Origin of the sequence: Pseudovibrio sp. W64, from assembly GCF_001623145.1 — a bacterium.
Classification (GTDB): Bacteria; Pseudomonadota; Alphaproteobacteria; order Rhizobiales; family Stappiaceae; genus Pseudovibrio.
Window position 1 is genome coordinate 155,523 of sequence record NZ_LMCI01000031.1, and the last position, 20,350, is coordinate 175,872.

Sequence of the window (20,350 nt, forward strand, 5' to 3'; positions counted from 1 at the left end):
CTCTTCGCAACGCACACAACTTGAGCGAGTTATATCACTACCCACAATTGGCCGCCCAATATCCAAAATGTATGCATTTGTATAATTCTGCCTTGCATTTTTTGCAGGTCTGCCAGCCATTTCGGAATTGACATAAATCAAGATGCGGCCCCACTTGAAGCGTACAGTCAATGTCAACAAGCACTGGACGCAAGGAAGCGTAACTCTCTGCAAGCCTTTGGAATTTACTTGTAGCACCACGCTAAATTGCTCAAATGATGAAGGACCTAAAAATGGGCGTTCACCAGAACATCGATAAAGCTACCGCCGACACTCTTCCTTTTCTGAAAGACGACGGACCCAAGGCTTACGCAGGTTTCAAAAAGGGTGACTGGAACAAAGAAATTGACGTGCGCAATTTCATTCAGCTCAACTACACCCCTTATGAAGGTGCTGACGACTTCCTTGCTGGCCCAACCGCTGCAACAACCAAACTCTGGGACAACGTTCTTGAGTTGATGAAAGAAGAAAACAAGAAAGGCGTTCTCGACGCTGATACTGAAGTTGTTTCTTCTATCGTTTCTCACGCACCAGGCTACATCAACAAAGACCTCGAAAAGATCGTTGGTTTGCAGACCGATGCCCCATTGAAGCGCGCTTTGATGCCTTACGGCGGCCTGAAAATGGCAGCAGCCGCTCTGGAGAGCAATGGTTACAAACTTTCAGAAAAAACCGCTGAGGTCTTCTCTAAGCACCGCAAAACACACAATGACGGTGTGTTCGATCTCTACACTCCGGAAATTCGCCGCGCTCGTTCCGCTGGCATCGTAACCGGCCTTCCAGATGCTTATGGCCGTGGCCGCATCATCGGCGATTACCGCCGCGTTGCGCTGTACGGCATCGACAAGCTGATGGAAGACAAGAAAGCACAGCATGCTTCTCTGGACGGCAACGTCCTGAACGAAGAAACGCTACGCCTTCGTGAAGAAATCTCAGAACAGTACCGCTCCCTCGCTGAACTGAAGGAAATGGGCGCTGCACACGGCTGCGACATCAGCCGCCCTGCAGAAAATGCTCAAGAAGCTATTCAGTGGCTTTACCTCGGCTACCTTGCTGCGATCAAAGAGCAGAACGGTGCAGCCATGTCTCTGGGCCGCACAACCACCTTCCTTGACGTATACATCCAGCGCGATCTGGACAAAGGCATCATCACGGAAGATGAAGCACAGGAACTGATGGATCACTTCGTTATGAAGCTCCGTATGGTTCGCTTCATGCGTACTCCAGATTACAACGCGCTGTTCTCTGGCGATCCGGTATGGGTAACTGAATCCATCGGTGGCATGGGCGTCGATGGCCGCACACTGGTCACCAAAAGCTCCTTCCGTGTTCTGCAGACCCTTGTGAACCTCGGCCCTGCACCAGAACCAAACCTGACCGTTCTGTGGTCCGAGCATATGCCTAAGGGCTTCAAAGATTACTGCTCAAAGATCTCCATTGAGACCTCTTCTGTTCAGTATGAAAATGATGACCTGATGCGTCGTTACTGGGGTGATGACTACGGTATCGCTTGCTGTGTATCTGCTATGCGCATTGGCAAGCAGATGCAGTTCTTCGGTGCACGTGCCAACCTTGCAAAAGCAATGCTTTACGCAATCAACGGCGGCATCGACGAGAAAACTGGCAAACAGGTTGGTCCAAAAGCACACCCAATCACCGGCGACGTGCTGGAATGGGATGAGCTGGAACCACTTTACGACCAGATGCTCGACTGGATTGCAAAGGTTTACGTTCAGGCATTGAACTGCATCCACTTCAGCCACGACAAGTACAACTACGAGCGTGTTGAAATGGCGCTGCATGACCGCGACATCCTGCGCACCATGGCATGTGGTATTGCTGGCCTGTCCGTTGTTGCTGACAGTATCTCCGCAATCAAAAACGCGAAGGTCAACATCATCCGTAACGACGAAGGTCTCGCAGTTGATTACGAAATTGAGGGTGATTTCCCTTGCTTCGGTAACAACGACGACAGCGTTGATGTGATTGCAGAAGACATCATGAAGAAATTCATGGGCAAAATCCGCAATCAGCCAATGTACCGCAATGCGACACCGACACAGTCTGTTCTGACCATCACATCCAACGTGGTGTACGGTAAGAAGACTGGCTCTACTCCGGATGGACGTAAAGCAGGTGAGCCATTTGCACCGGGTGCAAACCCAATGCATGGCCGTGATCAGAAGGGCGCAGTGGCTTCTATGAAGTCTCTCTGCAAACTTCCTTACGAAGACAGCCAGGACGGCATCTCCTACACCTTCTCCATCATCCCGGGCGCACTGGGCAAGGACGAAGCTGAACGGATCGACAACCTGTCCCACCTGCTCGACGGTTACATGCATGACATGGGTCACCACATCAACGTGAACGTGTTCGACCGCAAGACCTTGGAAGATGCGATGGAACATCCTGAACTGTACCCACAGCTCACCGTTCGTGTCTCCGGTTACGCAGTGAACTTCATCAAGCTGACCCGTGAACAGCAGATGGATGTGATCAACCGTACATTCCACGGTCAGCGCTAACAGCACTGGGCCAACGGTCAGCGCTTATAACGCTAACCTCTCAATCTCCAAGACAAGGCGCGGGACTCAGTCCCGCGCCTTCTTTGCTGCGACAAATCCGCTGAAACGTGCTCCAATTGCTCAAAATGAGTGCGACAGGAGCGCACATGCACCGAAAATGGATGGCTGCGTTGCACAATTTCATCTTTAAAAACAAGGTCAAAGGCCTTACTTTTAAAGCATTATAAAAAGCAGAAGCGGCCAGAGGAAAAATCCTCACTCCCTATCAAAAACAGGCCGCTCGCAAACAATGTAAAGGACGCCAGCCATGCAAGACACCATGGGCTATGTTCACTCAGTAGAAACAGGCGGAACGGTAGACGGTCCGGGCCTGCGCTACATTGTGTTCACCTCTGGCTGTCCGCTGCGCTGCCTGTACTGCCACAACCCGGACACTCTGAAACTGAAAGCTGGCAAACAATCCTCCGCCTATGAGCTTTTGAAGGACATCTCCACCTACCGCACTTATTTTGAAACCGGTGGCGGCGGCCTGACCGTGAGTGGCGGTGAACCTATGGCACAAAAAGAGTTCCTCAAAACGCTTCTTTGGGGCTGTAACCAGATGGGCGTTCACACCACCGTGGATACATCCGGCTACTTGCACGCCAACCTTGATGACGAAACCATCGACATGGCAGACCTCTACCTGCTCGACATCAAATCCTGGGTACCGGAAACCTACAAGAAGGTCACCGGTGTTGAAGTTGGCCCAACCCTTGACTTCGCAAAGCGTCTGGAAAAGATGGAAAAAGACGTCTGGATCCGCTTCGTGCTGGTACCGGGCCTCACAGACGCCCCTGAAAACGTTGAAGGCGTCGCAAAGTTCGTCTCCGAGCTTGGCAACGTAAAGCGCGTTGATGTGCTGCCCTTCCACAAAATGGGCGAACACAAATGGCAGTCCATGGGCAAAGCCTACCAGCTCAAAGACACCCGCGAGCCATCAGCCGAAGAAACGGAAGCTGCCAAAGAAACCTTCCGCAAGTACGGATTGGACGTACACTGAACATCTGCCATGCTTCAGCCACAGGCGCCCCAAAGATACCTGTCGATTACATAGGTTCTCCTGATTTTCAGGAAAAAGTCGCCACAATACATACTCAGACTAGCCCTCGAAAACATGGGGGCTTTTTCATGAGTAAACGAGTTATCCTCGGTGGGCTGGCTATGCTCACCGCAAGCGCATCAGTTGCAGATGCAGGCTTTAATCAAAGCAGGGCGGAAAAATTCGCCAAGAAAAACGAAGAACACATCATCTGCTACTATCTCTACGGCTTGACGAACCAAAGCAGCAAGCAGGACATTGCCAGAGGCGTCATCACAGCCATGGCCTATGCCAAAGGCATGAAGAAGCAGGAAGCCATCTACGCACTAGGTTACGGCTCCGGCAAGATTTCCGCCATTCTGGAAGCCGACCCAGACCACCGCGAAGACCTGATCGAAGAACACAGCAAAGACTGCAAATAACAAAAAGGCTGCTATCGGTGTGATAGCAGCCTTTTGAATTCTCAGTCTCGAAATCCCACTTTACTGAGGTTTTCCAAGCACTTTCAGTACATCATCCCTGGAAACTGCGCCTTCATAGCCCATTTCACTGCGGATATGAGAGACCACCTGAATACGCTCCGCATTGTCCCTGGCAAGCTTACCAGTACCGTGCCACAAGCTGTTTTCAAAGCCGATCCGCGCATGACCACCATGACCAAACGCCAAAGCACCGCACGCCGTCTCAGCCCGCCCAAAGGCGCAAAGCATAAACGGATTGTCCTGCGCAATATGAGCTGCAGCATCGCGAGCGCTAAGGAAACCAAGCAGGTCACGCGGATCGCTCTCCTGATCCTTGGCATAACGGCCCAGCACATAAAGCTGGCTGCCATACCCGGCAGGAACAACGCCCTCACCCATCAGGAGATCGAGACGAGCCACATCTTCCGGAGCATACAGGATATGCTGAACCGCACGGCCCGCCTCCTTCGCTTCATGGTAGAACCCGCGCGCCAGATCCATATCACCGCCCTCTGGCGCCATTTCACGCATAGCAACAGAAACAGCCTCAGGCTCTACAGCGGCAACAACATCATACTGTTCCTGCGCACTGTACCGGCCAACCGCTTCAGTAGTGATCTGAACAGCCAGTTCAGGGCACTTGGCCGTCACTTCAAGGATAAGCTCCTTGTAAAGACCAGAATCCAGAACATGCTGCCCCTCTGCACCGCGCACATGGGCATGGAGGGCATCAGCGCCCTCCGCTTCCACGCTCACCGCGCAGGCAACGACGTCTTCAATCGTCACCGGCAGCTGCGGATGATCCGCTTTGCCACGACGCGCACCATTTGGCGCACTCATGATGAGCCGCTTTGTCATCAGATAGAAACTCCGGCCTGCGTGAAACTCTCTTTCATTGCAAGGCTTAGCTTCTCGATGATCTCAGTGATATGATTGTCATCAATGATGAATGGAGGAGCAAGAAGAATGTGATCCCCCGTTTTACCATCAACCGTACCACCCATCGGGTAACACATCAGACCAGCCTTCATGGCATTCTGCTTCACTTTCGCATGAAGCTTTAAGGACGGATCAAGCGGCTCTTTCGTATCCCGATCCTTCACCAGCTCAAGAGCACGGAACAGACCACGGCCACGAATGTCAGCCACATATGGGTGCTGACCAAACTCATCATGCAGCGCAGCAGAAAGCTTCTCACCCATGGTGCGCACATGCTCCATACGGCCTGGAGCCGTCAACTGGTCCATCACAGCAGCACCAGCAGCAGCAGCCAGAGAATGCCCCATGTAGGTATGACCATGCTGGAAGAACCCAGAGCCCGTCGCGATAGTATCGTAGATCTCTTTAGAGCACAGCATCGCGCCAAGTGGCTGATAACCAGCACCAATACCCTTCGCAACGGCAACGATGTCCGGACGAACCTCATCTTCGTTACACGCGAAAATATGACCGGTGCGGCCCATGCCACACATCACTTCATCCAGCACAAGCAGGATGCCGTATTTGTCACAGATCTCGCGGATACGTTTCAGGTAGCCCTTAACAGCCGGTACCGCGCCCATGGTTGCACCAACAACAGGCTCAGCAAAGAACGCAGCAACCTTCTCCGGTCCAACACGCAAAATCTCTTCTTCAAGAAGATTGGCGGAACGCTGCCCGTATTCTTCAAGCGTTTCACTCTCTTCCTTGTAGCGATAGGCGTAACAAGGATCGATATGAGACATTTCGATCAATAATGGGCCGAACATTTCACGGCGCCACTTGTTGCCACCAGCGGAAAGCGCTCCCAGCGTATTTCCGTGATAGCTCTGCCAACGCGCAATCATATGCGAGCGTTGGTTTTCTCCCTTTTCAACAAAGTACTGCCGCACAAGTTTAACAGCAGACTCCATTGCCTCTGATCCACCTGAAACCAGATAGACACGGTCAATGCCTTCAGGAGCTTGGGCCACCAGTTTATCGGCAAGCTCTTCCGCCGGCTCACTGCCAAAAAAGCCAGTGTGAGCGAACGAAAACTTATCCAGCTGGTCCTTAATCGCGTCGATCACTTGTTCATTAGAGTGACCAAGGCAGGAAACCGCGGCGCCCCCACAGGCGTCAAGGTATCTCTTACCAGTGGAATCAATGAGGTAGCACCCGTCGCCTTTAGCAGCTGTTGGTAGTGTTACACGGGTATTTCTAGGAAAGATGTGGCTCATTTTACAGCCTCCGGGCTGTAGCTCTGTTGTTCGATTGACCGTCCATAGACACGCAAAACTACGCGTGACATTTTGCACAGGCACCACATTGCCTACGTCAAAGTACTTGTCCATAAAAAACTATGAAATATCTCCAGATTGTGATCGGAGACACCCGCACAAAAGACAGTTGAGATATTTTACTACAAATTCCGGCAATAAAATTAGACGGAGCCACACCCAACTACGCAAAACCCCGTGCAGCTTACGTGAAAGTTACTTAGTCACCGAAAGACTCACTCAGTAAAATCTGAACGACCTAGAGCACGCCCGAAGCCGTACGCCGTGTCTGGCGAAGTATCCAGTGTGGCTTTTTCTGCGAAAACATCAAAAGCGTCATGACCAGCGTCAGCGCTTCAGCCACAGGCAGTGCGTAAAACACACTCATCGGCCCAATCACAAACCACAGGACAACGATCAGCAGCAGCGGCATGACCAGTGACCGAGACACAGCAATCAGTGCCGACTGGGTCGCACAATGCATACCTGTAAAATAGCCGGAAAACGCGATATTAACCCCGTTGAACAGGAAGACAGGCCAGATCACACCAATGATCTCAATCGTCAGCTCTACTGTCGACTGATCTGCATCTCCAACAAAGGCACTTGCCAGCAACATGGGCTGGAAAATCAAAAGGCACGCCAACAGCAAGCCAACAACAAAATTGGTCCCGACCCCAAGCGACAAAAACTGATAAATCCGCCGCGGTTTTCGTGCACCAAAATTGACACTCACCAGAGGCCCAAGCCCCTCACCCACGCCATAAAACACCATGATACCGCTGAAGAACAGATAGTTCACAATGGTGAAAGCAGCCACGCCTTGCGCACCGATTTCGGTGATCAGGATCCAGTTGAACAGGAACACGACAATACCGCCAGAGCTTTCATTGATGAACTCAGACAGACCATTATAGGCAGCCGTGTACATCACTCGCCAGGATCCAAAGGGCCGTAGAAACCGCAACTTGGCGCTTTTATTGGCGAAATGCAAAAGCAGAAACAGCATGCCAGCCTGACTGGCCAATCCAGTTGCCAACGCGGCACCCCAAACGCCCCATCCCAGATACCCGATCATCCAGGCATCCAGCACAATGTTGACCGCAGTGATCATCACCATGCCGGCAAGGGAAAAGTTGGGGCGACCGTCAACGCGGACGAAATGCGATAGCGCAACCGCAAGGCTCAAACCAGGAAAGAACCAGGCAACGGTGAAGATATACGTCTCCGCCATCTCAGCAGTTTCTGTGTTTGCACCAAGCATCCGTGCTGCTGTTGGTGTAAAGATAAGCAGCAATGCCGCAAACACCACGGAAAAGGCCAGGACGCTGATCAGTGCCTTCATAAAGATGTTGGAGGCATCTCTTTCCCGTTTCTCACCGATGAACTTGCCTGCCATCACCGCAGCGCCAACGGTCAACATCACCACCACGCCAAAGTAAAGCGCAAACATAGGCGTAATCAGGCTGAGCGCAGCCAATGCCGTCGCACCAACAAAGTTTCCGACAAAGATGCCATCAACAATACTGGCAGAAGCAATGGAAATCATGCCAAGCACAGCAGGAACCGCAAACCGGAAAAATTCTTTCGCCGGATGTCCTTTGGTCATCTGCTCGTTTGCCATTGCCACTGACATGCTTTCACCTTTGCCTACGAGAGCGCTCTCCCGCTTTTCCAATCAAAATTGATAAGAAATTGAATTTGAACGATCGATCAACTTGGACATATGCTCAATTTCATGTTATGTCAAGATTGACCAATTTAAAGAGCTAATCTGGAACGCTATATGGCCTATCTGGCGAAGGAAGAACGCCGCAAAGCAATCATTCTGGCAACGCTGGACGTTGTGAAGGAAAATGGGTTTGCTGGCATCACCACCCGCGCCGTAGCCAAACAGCTTAGCGCCGCAACCGGCATTGTTCATCACCACTTTAAATCACTCACAGACTTAAAATGCGAAGCCCTGCGCTACCTCTCTCAAAAGAACGGCGATAATTGCATCTCGGTCTCCAAAGATCTTCCACCGACACAAGCCCTGCTCCGCCTCATCAGCTTCAATGCAACTCCTCAGGAAAAGGCAGAGACCAGCATATGGATCAGTGCAGCAGATGAAGCCAACAGAGAACCGGAGTTTGCCCGTGTCTACGCTGAAGAAACCAACAAAATCCAGGAATGGATCTGCAACAACCTTAAGGAAGGCGTTCGCACCGGCGAGTACGCCCTCACCTTACCCGCCGAACTTGTTGCATGGAAACTCATGTCACTGGCCTTTAATCTCTACGACGTGTCCAACCTGCCCGACACAGATCTGACGCCAGACATGGCCGTCCAGATCCTTAAGGAAGAACTGAAGTCAACACTCGGCCTCAACAGCAAAGACCTTGCGTCTCAGCTGCTTTCAAGCCATTAAGGTGAGACTTGATCACCGCACAACTTCAGAGAGCTTTCATGAAGAAGATCCTCATCCTCAACGGACCGAACCTGAACCTGCTTGGAATGCGCCAGCCAGAAGTTTATGGCTCCACCACGCTTGCAGAGATTGAAGATCAGTGCCGCGCCCACGCAAAACAGCTCGGCCTAGACATAGAATGTAAGCAATCCAACCATGAAGGCGAGCTGATCGACTGGATCCACGAGACCCGCCAGACGCGGACCGCAATCGTGCTCAATGCAGGCGCTTACACTCACACCTCAATTGCAATCATGGATGCAATCGCCAGTGTGGAACGCCCGGTGATCGAACTCCACCTCTCAAACATCCACCAACGAGAAGAGTTCCGCCACACTTCCTACATCTCCAAGGTCGCAAAAGGCATGATCTGCGGTCTCGGTGCGCACGGCTACACACTTGCCATGGACGCCGCACTTCGAATTTTGGAAGAAGAAGACTAGGCAGTGTAGACGGTTGATGCGTATGAGCTTATCAAACGCTTGCAACAGTTCGGCGCAGCCGCTTTGCCTCATCGGGCGAACTCAGGAAATTCAAGTGCTCTCTGGGTTCACTTGCCGTTATACTGTGCAACAACAACAAGCCCTTGAACGGGTTTTCCATCTTCAAAACGCGGCGTGATTTCATCCAGCTCAATAAGTGCAAAGTCGTTATCCGCCAGCACCTTGCGTAGATAATCAGCAGAATGAGCAAACCTTCCACGATTGCTCATCACATATGGTTTTTCTGAAAAAGCCTCGTTTGCCGCTGTTTCCGTTGTGAAAATGACCTTGCCATTAAGCTCAATGTTCTTCGCAAGGCCAGCGACAGCCTCCTCCAGTGCCCCAAGATAAATAAATGTATCGCCAGAGATGATTAAGTCCCAGCGTTCATCCCAGTCGTTCTGCAGGAATTCAGTCAGATCATTCAAATAAAGATCGTCATAAAGACTTTTCTGATCGGCCTTCTCAAGCATCCCTTCAGAAAGGTCTACTCCCGTCTTATGCAGTACAAGATCGCCGATTACCTCAGTGCACAAACCAGTGCCACACCCCAAATCCAAAAGGCGTTTAAACCTGCCCTCTGTGAACTTGCTGACCATATCCTGAATAATCTGAGGCACCGCATAGTTGAGCTGTTTCGTCAGGTGCTGATCAAAGTTGTCTGCATAATTGTCAAAAGTCTTGCTCACACACTGCTCAGGCACCGTGTCAGGTGTGTAATTCTCATCGTTCGATCCAGATGCTAACTGCTCTTGCTCGATAGCACTTAAATCTTGCTCTACATTTTTTAAAGCAAGCTGCTCAGCTTCTTCGGTCTTGCCTGCCTCTTTAAGGTCTTGTACCTGGCAGTCGATCAAAAATTTCTTGAGCGCAGCATGTATTGGATTGTCTTCATCATCTGAATTGAAATTGATGTTCATCATCGTGACATGCCTCCGCCTAAAGCAAACAAGGTGTTTTTCATAAAAGGACTAGATCAAAAAAAACATGATGAAGACTTACGTTGCTTGATAAATATCTCTTTGTATTTTTGTCAGACAGTTTGGATGCGCTGTTGTTTTTTGTTCGTCCTGTGGGGCACGACAAGCACAGCCTCGCACTCATCGGCATATGGGCGATTGGCCTTACCGGAGGAGCCAAGCCTCCAAATCAGTCGTAATTCTTGGAACTACGCAGCTTCTTGATGTTGCCGCGCTGCTTCTTCCCTTCCATTCGCCGGCGCTTGGAGGCCAGCGTTGGCCGTGTGGCTTTGCGCGTCTTGGGCACATAAGCTGCTTTGCGAATAAGCTCCAGCAACCGCTCCAACGCATCTTCTCTGTTGCGCTCCTGCGTGCGGAAGCGATCAGCCGTCAAAACGACCTCACCCTTCAGCGTCAGACGTGAGCCCGCGATCTTGCGCAAACGAGTCTTTAAGTCATCCGGGAGAGTCGCATTTCCATCCAGATTGAATCGCAATTGCACGGCAGAAGACACTTTATTCACGTTTTGACCGCCCGGTCCGGACGCCCTGATGAAGTCTTCTTTGATGTCGCGTTCCTCAATTGAGTAGCGCTCATTCACCTTTATTTTTTTGCGCTCACTCATCTGGCCCGCCCATTACACCACGCATGCATAGCATTGATTGAAATAAGAAATTTTACTCTTTGGTCAAAAAACAACCAGTAAAGCAACAGTGCACGCTATAATACCAGCCCCTCAGATTTGCAAAGTTTTACGCAACAAAGCTACGCTCCACCGCAGGTATAGGCGAACGTATAATGCACGTATATGTTTGATATCGCTTGATTTAGTCAGTTCTTCTACCTAGTCTCGAATCCATATCCTGCCAGAGGGTAAAATAATTAAGGCGCTCAGCCGAACAAGCAATATTCGTCTCAAGCGTTACTGGAGGGGAAATGACAGAGACTAACATATTGGCGCGGGACGAGATCCAAGAGATCACCGGCCTGACTACAAACAACCTTGATGCCTACTGGATGCCATTCACGGCAAACCGGCAGTTCAAGAAAGATCCACGCCTTCTCGTGAAGGCCAAGGACATGCATTACACCGCTGCCGATGGCCGTCAGATTCTGGACGGCACAGCAGGCTTGTGGTGCTGTAATGCTGGCCATGGACGCCAGAAGATCGTCGAAGCTGTGCAGAAGCAGGTCGCCGAGCTGGATTACGCACCTGCCTTCCAGATGGCACATCCCAAGTCGTTCGAGCTCGCGGCCCGTCTAGCAGCTCTCATGCCAGACCCGTTGAACCACGTGTTCTACACCAACTCCGGCTCAGAGAGCGTTGAAACCGCCCTCAAAATGGCATTGGCCTACCACAAGGCTAAGGGAGAAGGCTCACGGACCCGCCTGATTGGGCGCGAGCGCGGCTATCACGGTGTCAACTTCGGCGGCATTTCTGTTGGCGGCATGGTTGCCAACCGCAAGCAGTTTGGTGCGATGCTCGCTGGTGTTGACCATATACGTCACACCCATGGCATTGCAGGCAATGAGTTCAGCAAGGGCGTACCGAAAAACGGCATCGAGTACGCTGAAGACCTCATGCGTCTCATCCAGCTCCACGACCCATCCACCATTGCAGCAGTGATTGTGGAACCGGTTGCGGGCTCCGCTGGTGTGATCCTTCCACCAGAAGGCTACCTGAAGCGCCTGCGCGACATCTGTGATGAGCATGGCATCCTGTTGATCTTCGACGAAGTCATCACCGGCTTTGGCCGTCTGGGCACACCGTTCGGTGTCGATTACTTTGACGTCATTCCGGACCTCGTCACCACGGCCAAAGGCCTCACCAGCGGCGTTGTGCCAATGGGGGCAGTGTTTGCCAGCTCCAAAGTCTATGATGCATTCATGACCGGCCCTGAGCATCTGATCGAGTTGTTCCACGGCTACACCTACTCAGCTCATCCACTTGCCTGTGCAGCTGCCCTGGCAACGCTGGATGTCTACGCTGAAGAGGAGCTGCTCACACGCGGCGCCAAAATGGCCGCGTATTGGCAGGACGCCCTTCACTCCTTGCGCGATTGCCCGAATGTAATCGACATTCGTAACATCGGCCTGATTGGCGCAATCGAGCTGGAGCCGATTGCAGGCGAGCCAACCAAGCGTGCATTCACCGCCTTCCTGAAAGCTTATGAGAAGAACATTCTCATCCGCACCACAGGCGACACAATCGCAATGTCTCCACCACTCGTCATCTCCGAAAGCGAGATCGACGTACTGGTTGGCACACTACGCGACGTCCTTAAGAACCTGGATTAAGTTCCTGTTTCAGCATGGAATTTCAAAGAGGCGCCCCGGCGCCTCTTTTTACATACCGCAACGTTATAAGTAACTTACACGCACATTCTAAAGTTAATCCTTATTAACTTTAACCAGTTCCTGAGCAGCAATTCACCACATATCCCAGCATGCACAACAAAGCCCCTCGCCATGAAACCACGAGGCTGATAATGTGCGGCCCGAATTACAAAGCCCTCACGCATCAGGACTCCCATGCTACCTTCCCGCGACATTTCCCGCCTCATCGAAATCATGAAAGCCCTCAGAACACCTGAGACCGGCTGCCCTTGGGATCTGGAGCAGAACTTCAAAACCATTTCGCCCTACACCGTCGAAGAGGCCTATGAAGTTGCCGATGCAATCGAGCGTGAAGACCTGAGTGATCTGAAAGAAGAACTGGGAGACCTGCTCCTTCAAGTCATCTACCACTCCCGCATGGCCGAAGAAGAAGACGCCTTCGCCTTTGGCGATGTGGTTGAAGCCATCACCAAAAAGATGATCCGCCGCCATCCGCATGTGTTCGGAGACGACGAGCAAAAAGCAGCGGGCTTCCCGAAAGGCACATGGGATCGCATCAAGGAAGAGGAAAAGCAGGAGCGCAAACAACAACGCGCCGCAATGGGCCTCATTGACCAGATGCCACGCTTTCTGGATGAAGTACCATCCGCATTCCCAGCCCTGACAGAAGCCGAAAAACTCCAGCACCGCGCCTCAAAAGTCGGGTTTGACTGGGGCGCAGCAGAGCCCGTCCTCGACAAGATCAAGGAGGAAGTCGAAGAACTCACCGTTGAAGTCACAGCCAACACGCCAGACCGCAGAAAAATCGAAGACGAACTCGGCGACGTGCTGTTCGCCATCGCCAACCTCGCCCGTCATTTGGAAATCCAGCCAGAAGCCGCCCTCAAACGCACCAACGCCAAGTTCCGCCGCCGCTTCGCCCACATAGAAGACGCAGCAACAGCCGAACAACGCCCGCTTAAAGACCTCTCCCTCGGCGAGATGGAAGCCCATTGGCAAGCAGCTAAGAAGTTTGACCCGGCAAGCTAAAAAGCACTCTGTCAGGCGAGCAGATAACACCTCGCCTGATCAGCAACGCGCGCATTAGAGCAACGGGCACGTATCTGGGTTCAGTTCCCGCAGGTAACCAGCCTCAAGATATGGCTGCACCTTGCCCCACTCCTCCAAAACCTCAGCTGCAAACTCCGGGTGAGCAAACCAATCCACCACATCCACCGGATACTTGTTTGCAGGCGCAATCATCTTGATTACCTTTGGCCAATGCCGCTCCAACGTCATCAGATAGCGGCGCGACGCACTCGCACTGCCAACGGCAATCACAGAGCCAATGGCATCATGAAGCCCAAGCCCCTTCAAACGCTCAATTGAGAACTTCACATTTTCGCCCGTGTTGGTCGCACAGGTCTCCAAAATTATATGGCGCCTTAGCACACCGCCAGCAACAAGCGCCTCACACATCTCATGCGCCTCAAGCTGCCCTGACGCTGTGTATTCACCACCAGTAATCAGAACTCGCCCAACAAGCCCATCACGCCACAATTGCGCTGTGACCTGAACCCGCGCCTCAGCACTTCTGTGTGAGCCAAACAGCAAACACAGATCAGCCTTTCGGATCTCGGTTCTGACAAGCAGGTACCGATTGATCTCGGCGATCAACTGAGGTGTAAGCTTTAAATGCGAATTGGCTGGGCAGGTCATGACACAACCAGACTAACGACCAAAACAACAACCAGCAACGCTACACCAGACAACACTCCTTCAAGTCCCTCACAAGCAGGAAGGCTGGAAGACTGCGCATAACGCGGATGCCTAGGGCATATCACAGCCCACCAACAAAAAAGCCCCACTCGCATGAGCAGGGCTTTCTTGTTTTCATTCGTCTCTCAGAGGCAATCAGATCGGTGAGTAATCACCGTCGTCATCTTCTTCACCGTCTTCTGAAGTCGGCTCTTCAGCCAGCTCCAGCCCGGTCACGAAGTATTTCGCGAAACGTTCCCGGACGCGAGATCGATGTGCATCAGGGACGCGGACAGACAAGCGGATGCCGTCCTCTGTATCGTCGCGCGAAAGGATCTCGCAGTTCTGGTAGAGCCATGCATGCCCCTGCCCGTCGCTGTGTGGCAGGATCATCGTCACGGTATCCAGCTGCTCAGCCAGACGCGTCTCGATGCGGACAATCAGATCTTCGATCCCATCACCACTCAGCGCAGAAACCGCAACCGGTCCCTCATCAACCGAGTTACTTTCAAGCAACTTGGCGCGATGTGCCTCGTCCAGCATGTCGATCTTGTTATAGACCTCAATGACACGATCACTCTCAGACACTTTAAGACCAAGCATCTCAAGCGTTTCATTCACATCCTGAGACTGCGCTTTGGTGTCCTCATGAGCAATATCGCGCACATGAAGCACAATATCAGCCTGAATAACCTCTTCCAGCGTCGCCCTGAAAGCAGCCACCAGATTGTGCGGCAACTCGGAAATGAAGCCAACCGTGTCTGACAGAATGACCTCACGGCCATGCGGCAGCTTCAAACGGCGAAGCGTAGGATCGAGCGTCGCAAACAGCAGATCCTTGGCAAACACCTCCGCATTGGTCATGCGGTTAAACAGCGTAGATTTGCCCGCATTGGTGTAGCCAACAAAAGCGATGACCGGATGCGGCACTTTCTTACGTGCTTTGCGGTGAAGCTTACGGGTGCGCTGAACCTGCTCCAGATGACCTTTCAGCAGTGTGATACGATCCTGAATGATACGCCTGTCGGCCTCAATCTGGGTCTCACCCGGGCCACCAACAAAACCAAGACCGCCGCGCTGACGCTCAAGGTGAGTCCAGGACCGCACCAGACGGGATTTCTGCCAACTCAGGTGAGCAAGCTCGACCTGCAGGCGACCTTCCTTGGTCTGCGCACGTTCACCAAAAATCTCCAGAATAAGACCTGTCCGGTCAATAACCTTGGTGTTCCAGTCTCGTTCCAGATTTCTTTGCTGGATTGGGGTGAGCGGATGATCAACAACAACCAGCTCAATCTCTTCGACATCAATTCGCAAGCGGATCTCTTCCACCTTGCCTGAGCCGAACAGACTTCCCGGTTTTACATTTGCCAATCGAACCAGACTTGAGGAGACAATCTCCAACTCGATTGCAGCTGCTAGTCCAACAGCTTCTTCCAGTCTGGCTTGTGGGCTGCGCTCGGCACCAAAGGGGCGCTCAGGAGCACCTTTCCCTCTCGCCAGAGCTCTACTTTGAATAATCGGTACGATGACGAGTGACCGGGTTCCCCGGGTCACTTCGTCTTCGCCGGCCTCAACATTCGCATCGCGTTGCTTGCGGTTCAGACCGGCCTCTTTTTTAGATTGGGGCTTCATCAGCCTCCTGCTTTTTCGCCTTCTTCTTCAGCTGGTTCGAACAGCTGTATAGGGCTATTTGGCATGATTGTTGAGATAGCGTGCTTGTAAACGAGCTGGGAGTGCCCGTCACGACGCAATAATACGCAGAAATTATCGAACCAAGTAACTACACCCTGCAGTTTTACACCATTGATCAAAAAGATTGTCAGTGGCGTCTTCTGCTTCCTGACATGATTTAAAAATGTATCTTGAAGATTTTGAGCGCGGTCAGCCATAACTATTTTTTTCCTGTTCTCAGTGGACACGGCCGCGGCATCCACCATTTACTGTTCCCATCCTCGAAACGGCCAAGTGACACTCACAAACACAAGAGAGATGCCCCAACACTAATAAGGTGCGCCGTCTTTCCTAAGTTCCCTTCAGCAAACACCGGAGGCACTTAACCCCCGGCAACCGTCAGTTTAATCAACTCTGACGCTTCATGGAATGATTTTCTTAAGTCTTGAACGATTGGACCGGGCTTACCATCACCCAAAATTGTTCCATTTACTTTCACGACGGGCATGACAAGCCCCGATGCACTTGTTAAAAATGCCTCATGCGCACTTTTTGCCTCTTCCAGAGAGAAACCGCGTTCTTCTACGGAAAAGCCTTTCATTTCCGCCAGTTTTAGAACGCCCGCTCTGGTAATTCCTTTTAAGATTCCGTGGGTAGCAGGTCGCGTCACCAAAGTGCCGTTCTTTAGAATTATCCAAGCATTGGTTGAACCGCCTTCAGTTATCAGGCCTTTTTTATCCACAAACCATGCTTCGCGGGCACCAGACTCCTTAGCCTTTTGTTTAGCAAGGACATTAGGCAAAAGACCAACAGTCTTGATATCGACCCGGTCCCAACGATTCTCTTCAACCGTAATGACCCCAACACCCTTGGCCGCAATTTGGTCCATTTTGTGTGACGGCACCGATTTTGCAGTCATCACAATAGACGGTGGAGTATTAGCTGGCGGGAAATAATGGTCGCGCGGAGCCACGCCGCGCGTAACCTGCATGTAGATCAAGCCGTTCTTCACCCGGTTGAGCGAAATCACTTCCTTCATCACCCGCGTCAAGGCCCCACGTGACATAGGGGCTGAAATCTGCAACTCACTCAGTGACCGATCCAGCCGGTCCAGATGGGCGCTCATGTCCACAATCTGGCCTCTCCAGACCTCACACACCTCATAAACGCCATCAGAGAACTGGTAGCCCCGGTCTTCCACATGCACGGCTGCATGAGAATGTGGCACATATTGTCCATTTACGTAGGCAACACGGCTCATCAGCCTCTCCTGTTCAGGAACATTCAACAGGTTACATCTAAGGGCATTTACTGAATACTATCAAGTGGCTAACAGCAGATAAAACTAGATATTTCCGAGTGGGATCACTGAGAAAACCTGAGCTTCCGTTTTGGGAAGCTAAAACCAACCTACTATCCGGGCGTTTAAGCCAGAAATACTTAAAATCACAGGTTTATAGACGGGAAGAAAAAACAAAGGCCACGACACCTCTGCTGGCCAGTCGCGAACACTCGCGTTTCAGGCTTAACGACTTGATGTTCCGGCACTTTCATACGAGAGCGCCGGAACCATGTAGCAAAACTGGCTCTAGAAGAACTCCAGTGACACGCGGAACATCTGCTCCACCTGACGCACCTTGTCTGCAATAGCAAAAATCACAACGCGGTCATGGGCCTGGATACGCTCATCGCCGCACGGTGTCACCACCTTGCCATCACGCAAGATTCCACCGATGCGAATGCCTTCAGCAAGCTCAACCTCACGTAGGGGACGACCAACGAGCGGCGAAGTATCCAGCGCCTCAGCCTCAATCACCTCAGCAGCACCGTTTTGCAGCGCATGAACTGCCCGAATACGGCCACGGCGCACATGCTGCAAAATCTTGGAAATCGTCACCTGACGCGGGTTCACAAAGGCATCAATGCCCAAAGCATGCGCAAAAGCTGGATAACTGGTGTTGTTCAGCAGGGAAAGGTTCCGTTCACAGCCCATTTTCTTAGCCATGACGCAGGACAGGATGTTCACCTCATCTTCATTGGTCAGCGCCACCATCATGTCGGAATCTTCGACATCCGCTTCCTGTAACATCACCTGATCTAGCGCACTGCCATGCAACACCACAGTTCTGCGCAGTTCATCCGCAATACGAATAGCCCTATCGCGGGAATGTTCGATAATTTTTACTTTGGTTCTGCTTTGCTTCTCCTCAAGACGGCGAGCAACATAAGCACCAATATTACCACCACCAGCGATAAGAACACGCTTAGCTTCAGGCTCTTCATGCCCAAAGATGCTCAGTGTACGGCGCACCTGACCACGTTCACAACAAACGTAAACCAGATCCCCTTCCCGCATCATATCAGAGCTGTGCGGAACAAAGACCTTGCCTTCACGCGCGATACCAACAACAACAGCCGACAGATCCGGGAACAACTCGGTCAACTGGCGCAGTGGCGTATCCAGCACCGGACAGTCACCACCACAGTCGATCCCGACAATGATCATGTTATCATCCGCAAAGCGCACAGTTTCCATGGCACCTGGCAACGACAAGCGCCGCAGGATCATCTCACCCACTTCGATTTCAGGAGAAATGATCACGTCAATTGGCATGTTATCGCGCGAAAACAGATTGCGGTAATGGGATTGCAAATAGCTTTGCGCACGCACACGCGAAACCTTGATCGGCACGTTAAACAAAGAGTGCGCAACCTGACACGCAACCATGTTGATCTCGTCATACAAGGTCACGGCAATAATCATGTCAGCCTGATCAGCGCCAGCCTGCGCCAGCACATCCGGATGCGCACCATGGCCAATAAAGCCGCGCACATCCAGTGTGTCACGAATGGCATGAACCAGCTGTGGGCTGGTATCAATCACAGAAACGTCGTTCTGTTCCGCTGCAAGTTTTTCGGCAATGCCGTACCCAACCTGTCCGGCGCCACAAATTACAACCTTCATAATTCAGTCCTTTGCTCCACCTCAAAGCTCACCAATCAGGTGAGACCAAGAGACTTGAGCTTTCGGTGCAATGCTGACCGTTCCATACCAATATATTCAGAGGTACGCGAGATATTACCGCCAAAACGCTTAACCTGTGCTTGCAGATATTCACGTTCAAACTGTTCCCGCGCTTCACGAAGTGGCAAGGACATCAGCTCTTCACCGCCAGAAGACCCCGGCATGCTTGGCACAGTCGATGCCACCTCAGCAGGCAGAAGATCCGCTGTAATCACAGCTTCTGAATCAGCCCGTGTCAGGATCATCAAACGTTCAACATTGTTGCGCAGCTGGCGCAGGTTCCCCGGCCAGTCATGCGTTTGCAGCACGGCCATCGCATCCTCACCAATCCGGCGCATTGGCAGGCCGGTGGAGTTGGAAATCTGCTTCATGAAGAAATGGATCAGCTGAGGAATATCCTCACGGCGCTCTTCAAGCGCAGGCACACGCAGCGGCACAACAGCCAGACGGTGATAAAGGTCCTCACGGAACAAACCTTCCGCAATCCTGTTTTCCAGATTGTAGCCACTGGAAGACAAGAGACGCACATCCACCTTCACTTTGTTGTGGCCACCCAGACGGGTGAAGGTCTGATCCACCAGCACACGCAGAATTTTATTCTGCGTCTCCAGCGGCATATCGGCAATCTCATCAAGATAGATGGTCCCGCCATGCGCCTCTTCAAGCGCGCCCACCTTGCGCGGTGTGGAGTCGGTCTCTTCAATACCGAAGAGTTCCTCCTCCATCCGCTCCGGCGTAATGTTCGCCGCAGAAAGCACCACAAACGGTGATTTGGAGCGAGGAGACGCTTCATGGATCGTCCGCGCAACGGTCTCCTTGCCAGAACCAGACGGCCCGGTGATCATCACACGGCTGTTGGTCAGACAAATACGCTCAATCGTCATGCGCAGGTTATTGATTGAGGACGAACTGCCCACCAGATTGGAAACGTCACCAGCACGCTGCTTCAGTTCCTTGATCTCGCGCTTCATGGAAGAAGCTTCCAGCGCGCGCTCAGTGATCAGAACCAGCTTGTCTGCCTTAAACGGCTTCTCGATGTAATCGTAGGCGCCTTTTTTGATCGCAGATACCGCCGTCTCCACGTTGCCGTGACCAGAAATGATCACCACAGGCAGATCAGGGTTTTCTTTCTTGATCACCTCAAGCACTTCAAGCCCGTCAAGCTTGCTGCCCATGAGCCAGATATCAAGAATAATCAGAGAAGGACGACGGTCCGCAATCGCAGCCAACGCCGCATCACTGTTGCCAGCGGTGCGGGTATTATAGCCGTCATCCTCTAAAATCCCGGCGATCAGCTCACGAATATCTGCTTCATCATCAACAATCAGAATGTCACTTGCCACGGCT

General features: G+C 52.0%; 18 protein-coding genes. 7 read left to right on the forward strand and 11 right to left on the reverse strand.

Going from position 1 to position 20,350, the window contains the following annotated elements:
- Positions 1–272: 272 nt before the first annotated feature.
- The 3 genes from pflB to PsW64_RS14120 all read left to right on the forward strand — a co-directional run bounded on the left by pflB (position 273) and on the right by PsW64_RS14120 (position 4,067).
- Positions 273–2,564, forward strand: coding sequence for a formate C-acetyltransferase (gene pflB, locus PsW64_RS14110; RefSeq protein WP_208980784.1), 2,292 nt, complete (start codon positions 273–275; stop codon positions 2,562–2,564).
- A gap of 307 nt (positions 2,565–2,871) precedes the next feature.
- The gene (gene pflA / locus PsW64_RS14115; protein ID WP_063304019.1) at positions 2,872–3,606 is read left to right on the forward strand and encodes a pyruvate formate-lyase-activating protein; all 735 of its coding nucleotides are present in this window, start codon (positions 2,872–2,874) and stop codon (positions 3,604–3,606) included.
- A 128-nt stretch (positions 3,607–3,734) separates the two neighbouring features.
- Positions 3,735–4,067, forward strand: a complete 333-nt coding sequence (locus PsW64_RS14120; protein WP_063304020.1) for a hypothetical protein — start codon at positions 3,735–3,737, stop codon at positions 4,065–4,067.
- A 60-nt stretch (positions 4,068–4,127) separates the two neighbouring features.
- Here the strand turns inward: PsW64_RS14120 and PsW64_RS14125 are convergent, their stop codons facing one another.
- The 3 genes from PsW64_RS14125 to PsW64_RS14135 all read right to left on the reverse strand — a co-directional run bounded on the left by PsW64_RS14125 (position 4,128) and on the right by PsW64_RS14135 (position 7,979).
- Positions 4,128–4,964, reverse strand: coding sequence for a 3-keto-5-aminohexanoate cleavage protein (locus tag PsW64_RS14125; protein WP_063304021.1), 837 nt, complete (start codon positions 4,962–4,964; stop codon positions 4,128–4,130).
- Positions 4,964–6,304 carry an aspartate aminotransferase family protein gene (locus PsW64_RS14130; RefSeq protein ID WP_057466238.1) on the reverse strand — a complete coding sequence of 447 codons (1,341 nt, stop codon included), beginning with the start codon at positions 6,302–6,304 and terminating at the stop codon, positions 4,964–4,966. The genes PsW64_RS14125 and PsW64_RS14130 overlap by 1 nt, the downstream gene beginning before the upstream one ends.
- 298 nt (positions 6,305–6,602) lie before the next feature.
- On the reverse strand, positions 6,603–7,979 hold the full coding sequence (locus tag PsW64_RS14135; RefSeq protein ID WP_063304022.1) for an MATE family efflux transporter: 1,377 nt from the start codon (positions 7,977–7,979) through the stop codon (positions 6,603–6,605).
- A 150-nt stretch (positions 7,980–8,129) separates the two neighbouring features.
- Here PsW64_RS14135 and PsW64_RS14140 point away from each other — a divergent pair, with 150 nt between their 5' ends.
- Together PsW64_RS14140 and aroQ are read left to right on the forward strand one after the other, a co-directional pair.
- Positions 8,130–8,753, forward strand: coding sequence for a TetR family transcriptional regulator C-terminal domain-containing protein (locus tag PsW64_RS14140; protein WP_057466236.1), 624 nt, complete (start codon positions 8,130–8,132; stop codon positions 8,751–8,753).
- Between the two features lie 38 nt (positions 8,754–8,791).
- Positions 8,792–9,235 carry a type II 3-dehydroquinate dehydratase gene (gene aroQ / locus PsW64_RS14145; protein WP_063304023.1) on the forward strand — a complete coding sequence of 148 codons (444 nt, stop codon included), beginning with the start codon at positions 8,792–8,794 and terminating at the stop codon, positions 9,233–9,235.
- A gap of 107 nt (positions 9,236–9,342) precedes the next feature.
- Here the strand turns inward: aroQ and PsW64_RS14150 are convergent, their stop codons facing one another.
- Together PsW64_RS14150 and arfB are read right to left on the reverse strand one after the other, a co-directional pair.
- Positions 9,343–10,197, reverse strand: a complete 855-nt coding sequence (locus PsW64_RS14150) for a class I SAM-dependent DNA methyltransferase (RefSeq protein ID WP_063304024.1) — start codon at positions 10,195–10,197, stop codon at positions 9,343–9,345.
- Positions 10,198–10,423: 226 nt separating this feature from the next.
- A complete protein-coding gene (gene arfB / locus PsW64_RS14155; RefSeq protein ID WP_057466233.1) occupies positions 10,424–10,858 on the reverse strand; it encodes an alternative ribosome rescue aminoacyl-tRNA hydrolase ArfB in 435 nt (144 codons plus the stop codon).
- A 311-nt stretch (positions 10,859–11,169) separates the two neighbouring features.
- Between arfB and PsW64_RS14160 the strand changes: the two genes are divergently transcribed.
- Positions 11,170–12,531 (forward strand): aspartate aminotransferase family protein, encoded by a 1,362-nt coding sequence (locus PsW64_RS14160; protein WP_063304025.1) that lies wholly within the window; start codon positions 11,170–11,172, stop codon positions 12,529–12,531.
- 234 nt (positions 12,532–12,765) lie between these two features.
- Positions 12,766–13,599, forward strand: coding sequence for a nucleoside triphosphate pyrophosphohydrolase (mazG, locus tag PsW64_RS14165; protein WP_063304026.1), 834 nt, complete (start codon positions 12,766–12,768; stop codon positions 13,597–13,599).
- 54 nt (positions 13,600–13,653) lie between these two features.
- Here the strand turns inward: mazG and PsW64_RS14170 are convergent, their stop codons facing one another.
- The 6 genes from PsW64_RS14170 to ntrX form a co-directional block, all read right to left on the reverse strand.
- Positions 13,654–14,268: a YdcF family protein gene (locus PsW64_RS14170; RefSeq protein WP_063304027.1), complete on the reverse strand. Its 615-nt coding sequence runs from the start codon at positions 14,266–14,268 to the stop codon at positions 13,654–13,656.
- 195 nt (positions 14,269–14,463) lie between these two features.
- Positions 14,464–15,939: a GTPase HflX gene (hflX, locus tag PsW64_RS14175; protein WP_063304028.1), complete on the reverse strand. Its 1,476-nt coding sequence runs from the start codon at positions 15,937–15,939 to the stop codon at positions 14,464–14,466.
- On the reverse strand, positions 15,939–16,196 hold the full coding sequence (gene hfq, locus PsW64_RS14180; protein ID WP_008546823.1) for an RNA chaperone Hfq: 258 nt from the start codon (positions 16,194–16,196) through the stop codon (positions 15,939–15,941). The genes hflX and hfq overlap by 1 nt, the downstream gene beginning before the upstream one ends.
- A 164-nt stretch (positions 16,197–16,360) precedes the next feature.
- Positions 16,361–17,239 (reverse strand): D-amino-acid transaminase, encoded by an 879-nt coding sequence (locus PsW64_RS14185; protein WP_063304029.1) that lies wholly within the window; start codon positions 17,237–17,239, stop codon positions 16,361–16,363.
- Positions 17,240–17,566: 327 nt separating this feature from the next.
- Positions 17,567–18,943, reverse strand: a complete 1,377-nt coding sequence (trkA, locus tag PsW64_RS14190; RefSeq protein ID WP_057466224.1) for a Trk system potassium transporter TrkA — start codon at positions 18,941–18,943, stop codon at positions 17,567–17,569.
- Between the two features lie 35 nt (positions 18,944–18,978).
- Positions 18,979–20,346 (reverse strand): nitrogen assimilation response regulator NtrX, encoded by a 1,368-nt coding sequence (gene ntrX, locus PsW64_RS14195; RefSeq protein ID WP_063288837.1) that lies wholly within the window; start codon positions 20,344–20,346, stop codon positions 18,979–18,981.
- Positions 20,347–20,350 lie beyond the last annotated feature (4 nt).

Bases quoted from the DNA above. Each gene is read 5' to 3' on its own strand.
- arfB (WP_057466233.1), bottom strand. From the start codon at position 10,858: ATGAGTGAGCGCAAAAAAATAAAGGTGAATGAGCGCTACTCAATTGAG.
- mazG (WP_063304026.1), top strand. From the start codon at position 12,766: ATGCTACCTTCCCGCGACATTTCCCGCCTCATCGAAATCATGAAAGCC.
- PsW64_RS14170 (WP_063304027.1), bottom strand. From the start codon at position 14,268: ATGACCTGCCCAGCCAATTCGCATTTAAAGCTTACACCTCAGTTGATC.
- hfq (WP_008546823.1), bottom strand. From the start codon at position 16,196: ATGGCTGACCGCGCTCAAAATCTTCAAGATACATTTTTAAATCATGTC.
- hflX (WP_063304028.1), bottom strand. From the start codon at position 15,939: ATGAAGCCCCAATCTAAAAAAGAGGCCGGTCTGAACCGCAAGCAACGC.
- pflB (WP_208980784.1), top strand. From the start codon at position 273: ATGGGCGTTCACCAGAACATCGATAAAGCTACCGCCGACACTCTTCCT.
- PsW64_RS14130 (WP_057466238.1), bottom strand. From the start codon at position 6,304: ATGAGCCACATCTTTCCTAGAAATACCCGTGTAACACTACCAACAGCT.
- PsW64_RS14125 (WP_063304021.1), bottom strand. From the start codon at position 4,964: ATGACAAAGCGGCTCATCATGAGTGCGCCAAATGGTGCGCGTCGTGGC.
- pflA (WP_063304019.1), top strand. From the start codon at position 2,872: ATGCAAGACACCATGGGCTATGTTCACTCAGTAGAAACAGGCGGAACG.
- PsW64_RS14150 (WP_063304024.1), bottom strand. From the start codon at position 10,197: ATGATGAACATCAATTTCAATTCAGATGATGAAGACAATCCAATACAT.
- aroQ (WP_063304023.1), top strand. From the start codon at position 8,792: ATGAAGAAGATCCTCATCCTCAACGGACCGAACCTGAACCTGCTTGGA.
- PsW64_RS14140 (WP_057466236.1), top strand. From the start codon at position 8,130: ATGGCCTATCTGGCGAAGGAAGAACGCCGCAAAGCAATCATTCTGGCA.
- PsW64_RS14135 (WP_063304022.1), bottom strand. From the start codon at position 7,979: ATGTCAGTGGCAATGGCAAACGAGCAGATGACCAAAGGACATCCGGCG.
- PsW64_RS14160 (WP_063304025.1), top strand. From the start codon at position 11,170: ATGACAGAGACTAACATATTGGCGCGGGACGAGATCCAAGAGATCACC.
- PsW64_RS14185 (WP_063304029.1), bottom strand. From the start codon at position 17,239: ATGAGCCGTGTTGCCTACGTAAATGGACAATATGTGCCACATTCTCAT.
- PsW64_RS14120 (WP_063304020.1), top strand. From the start codon at position 3,735: ATGAGTAAACGAGTTATCCTCGGTGGGCTGGCTATGCTCACCGCAAGC.
- trkA (WP_057466224.1), bottom strand. From the start codon at position 18,943: ATGAAGGTTGTAATTTGTGGCGCCGGACAGGTTGGGTACGGCATTGCC.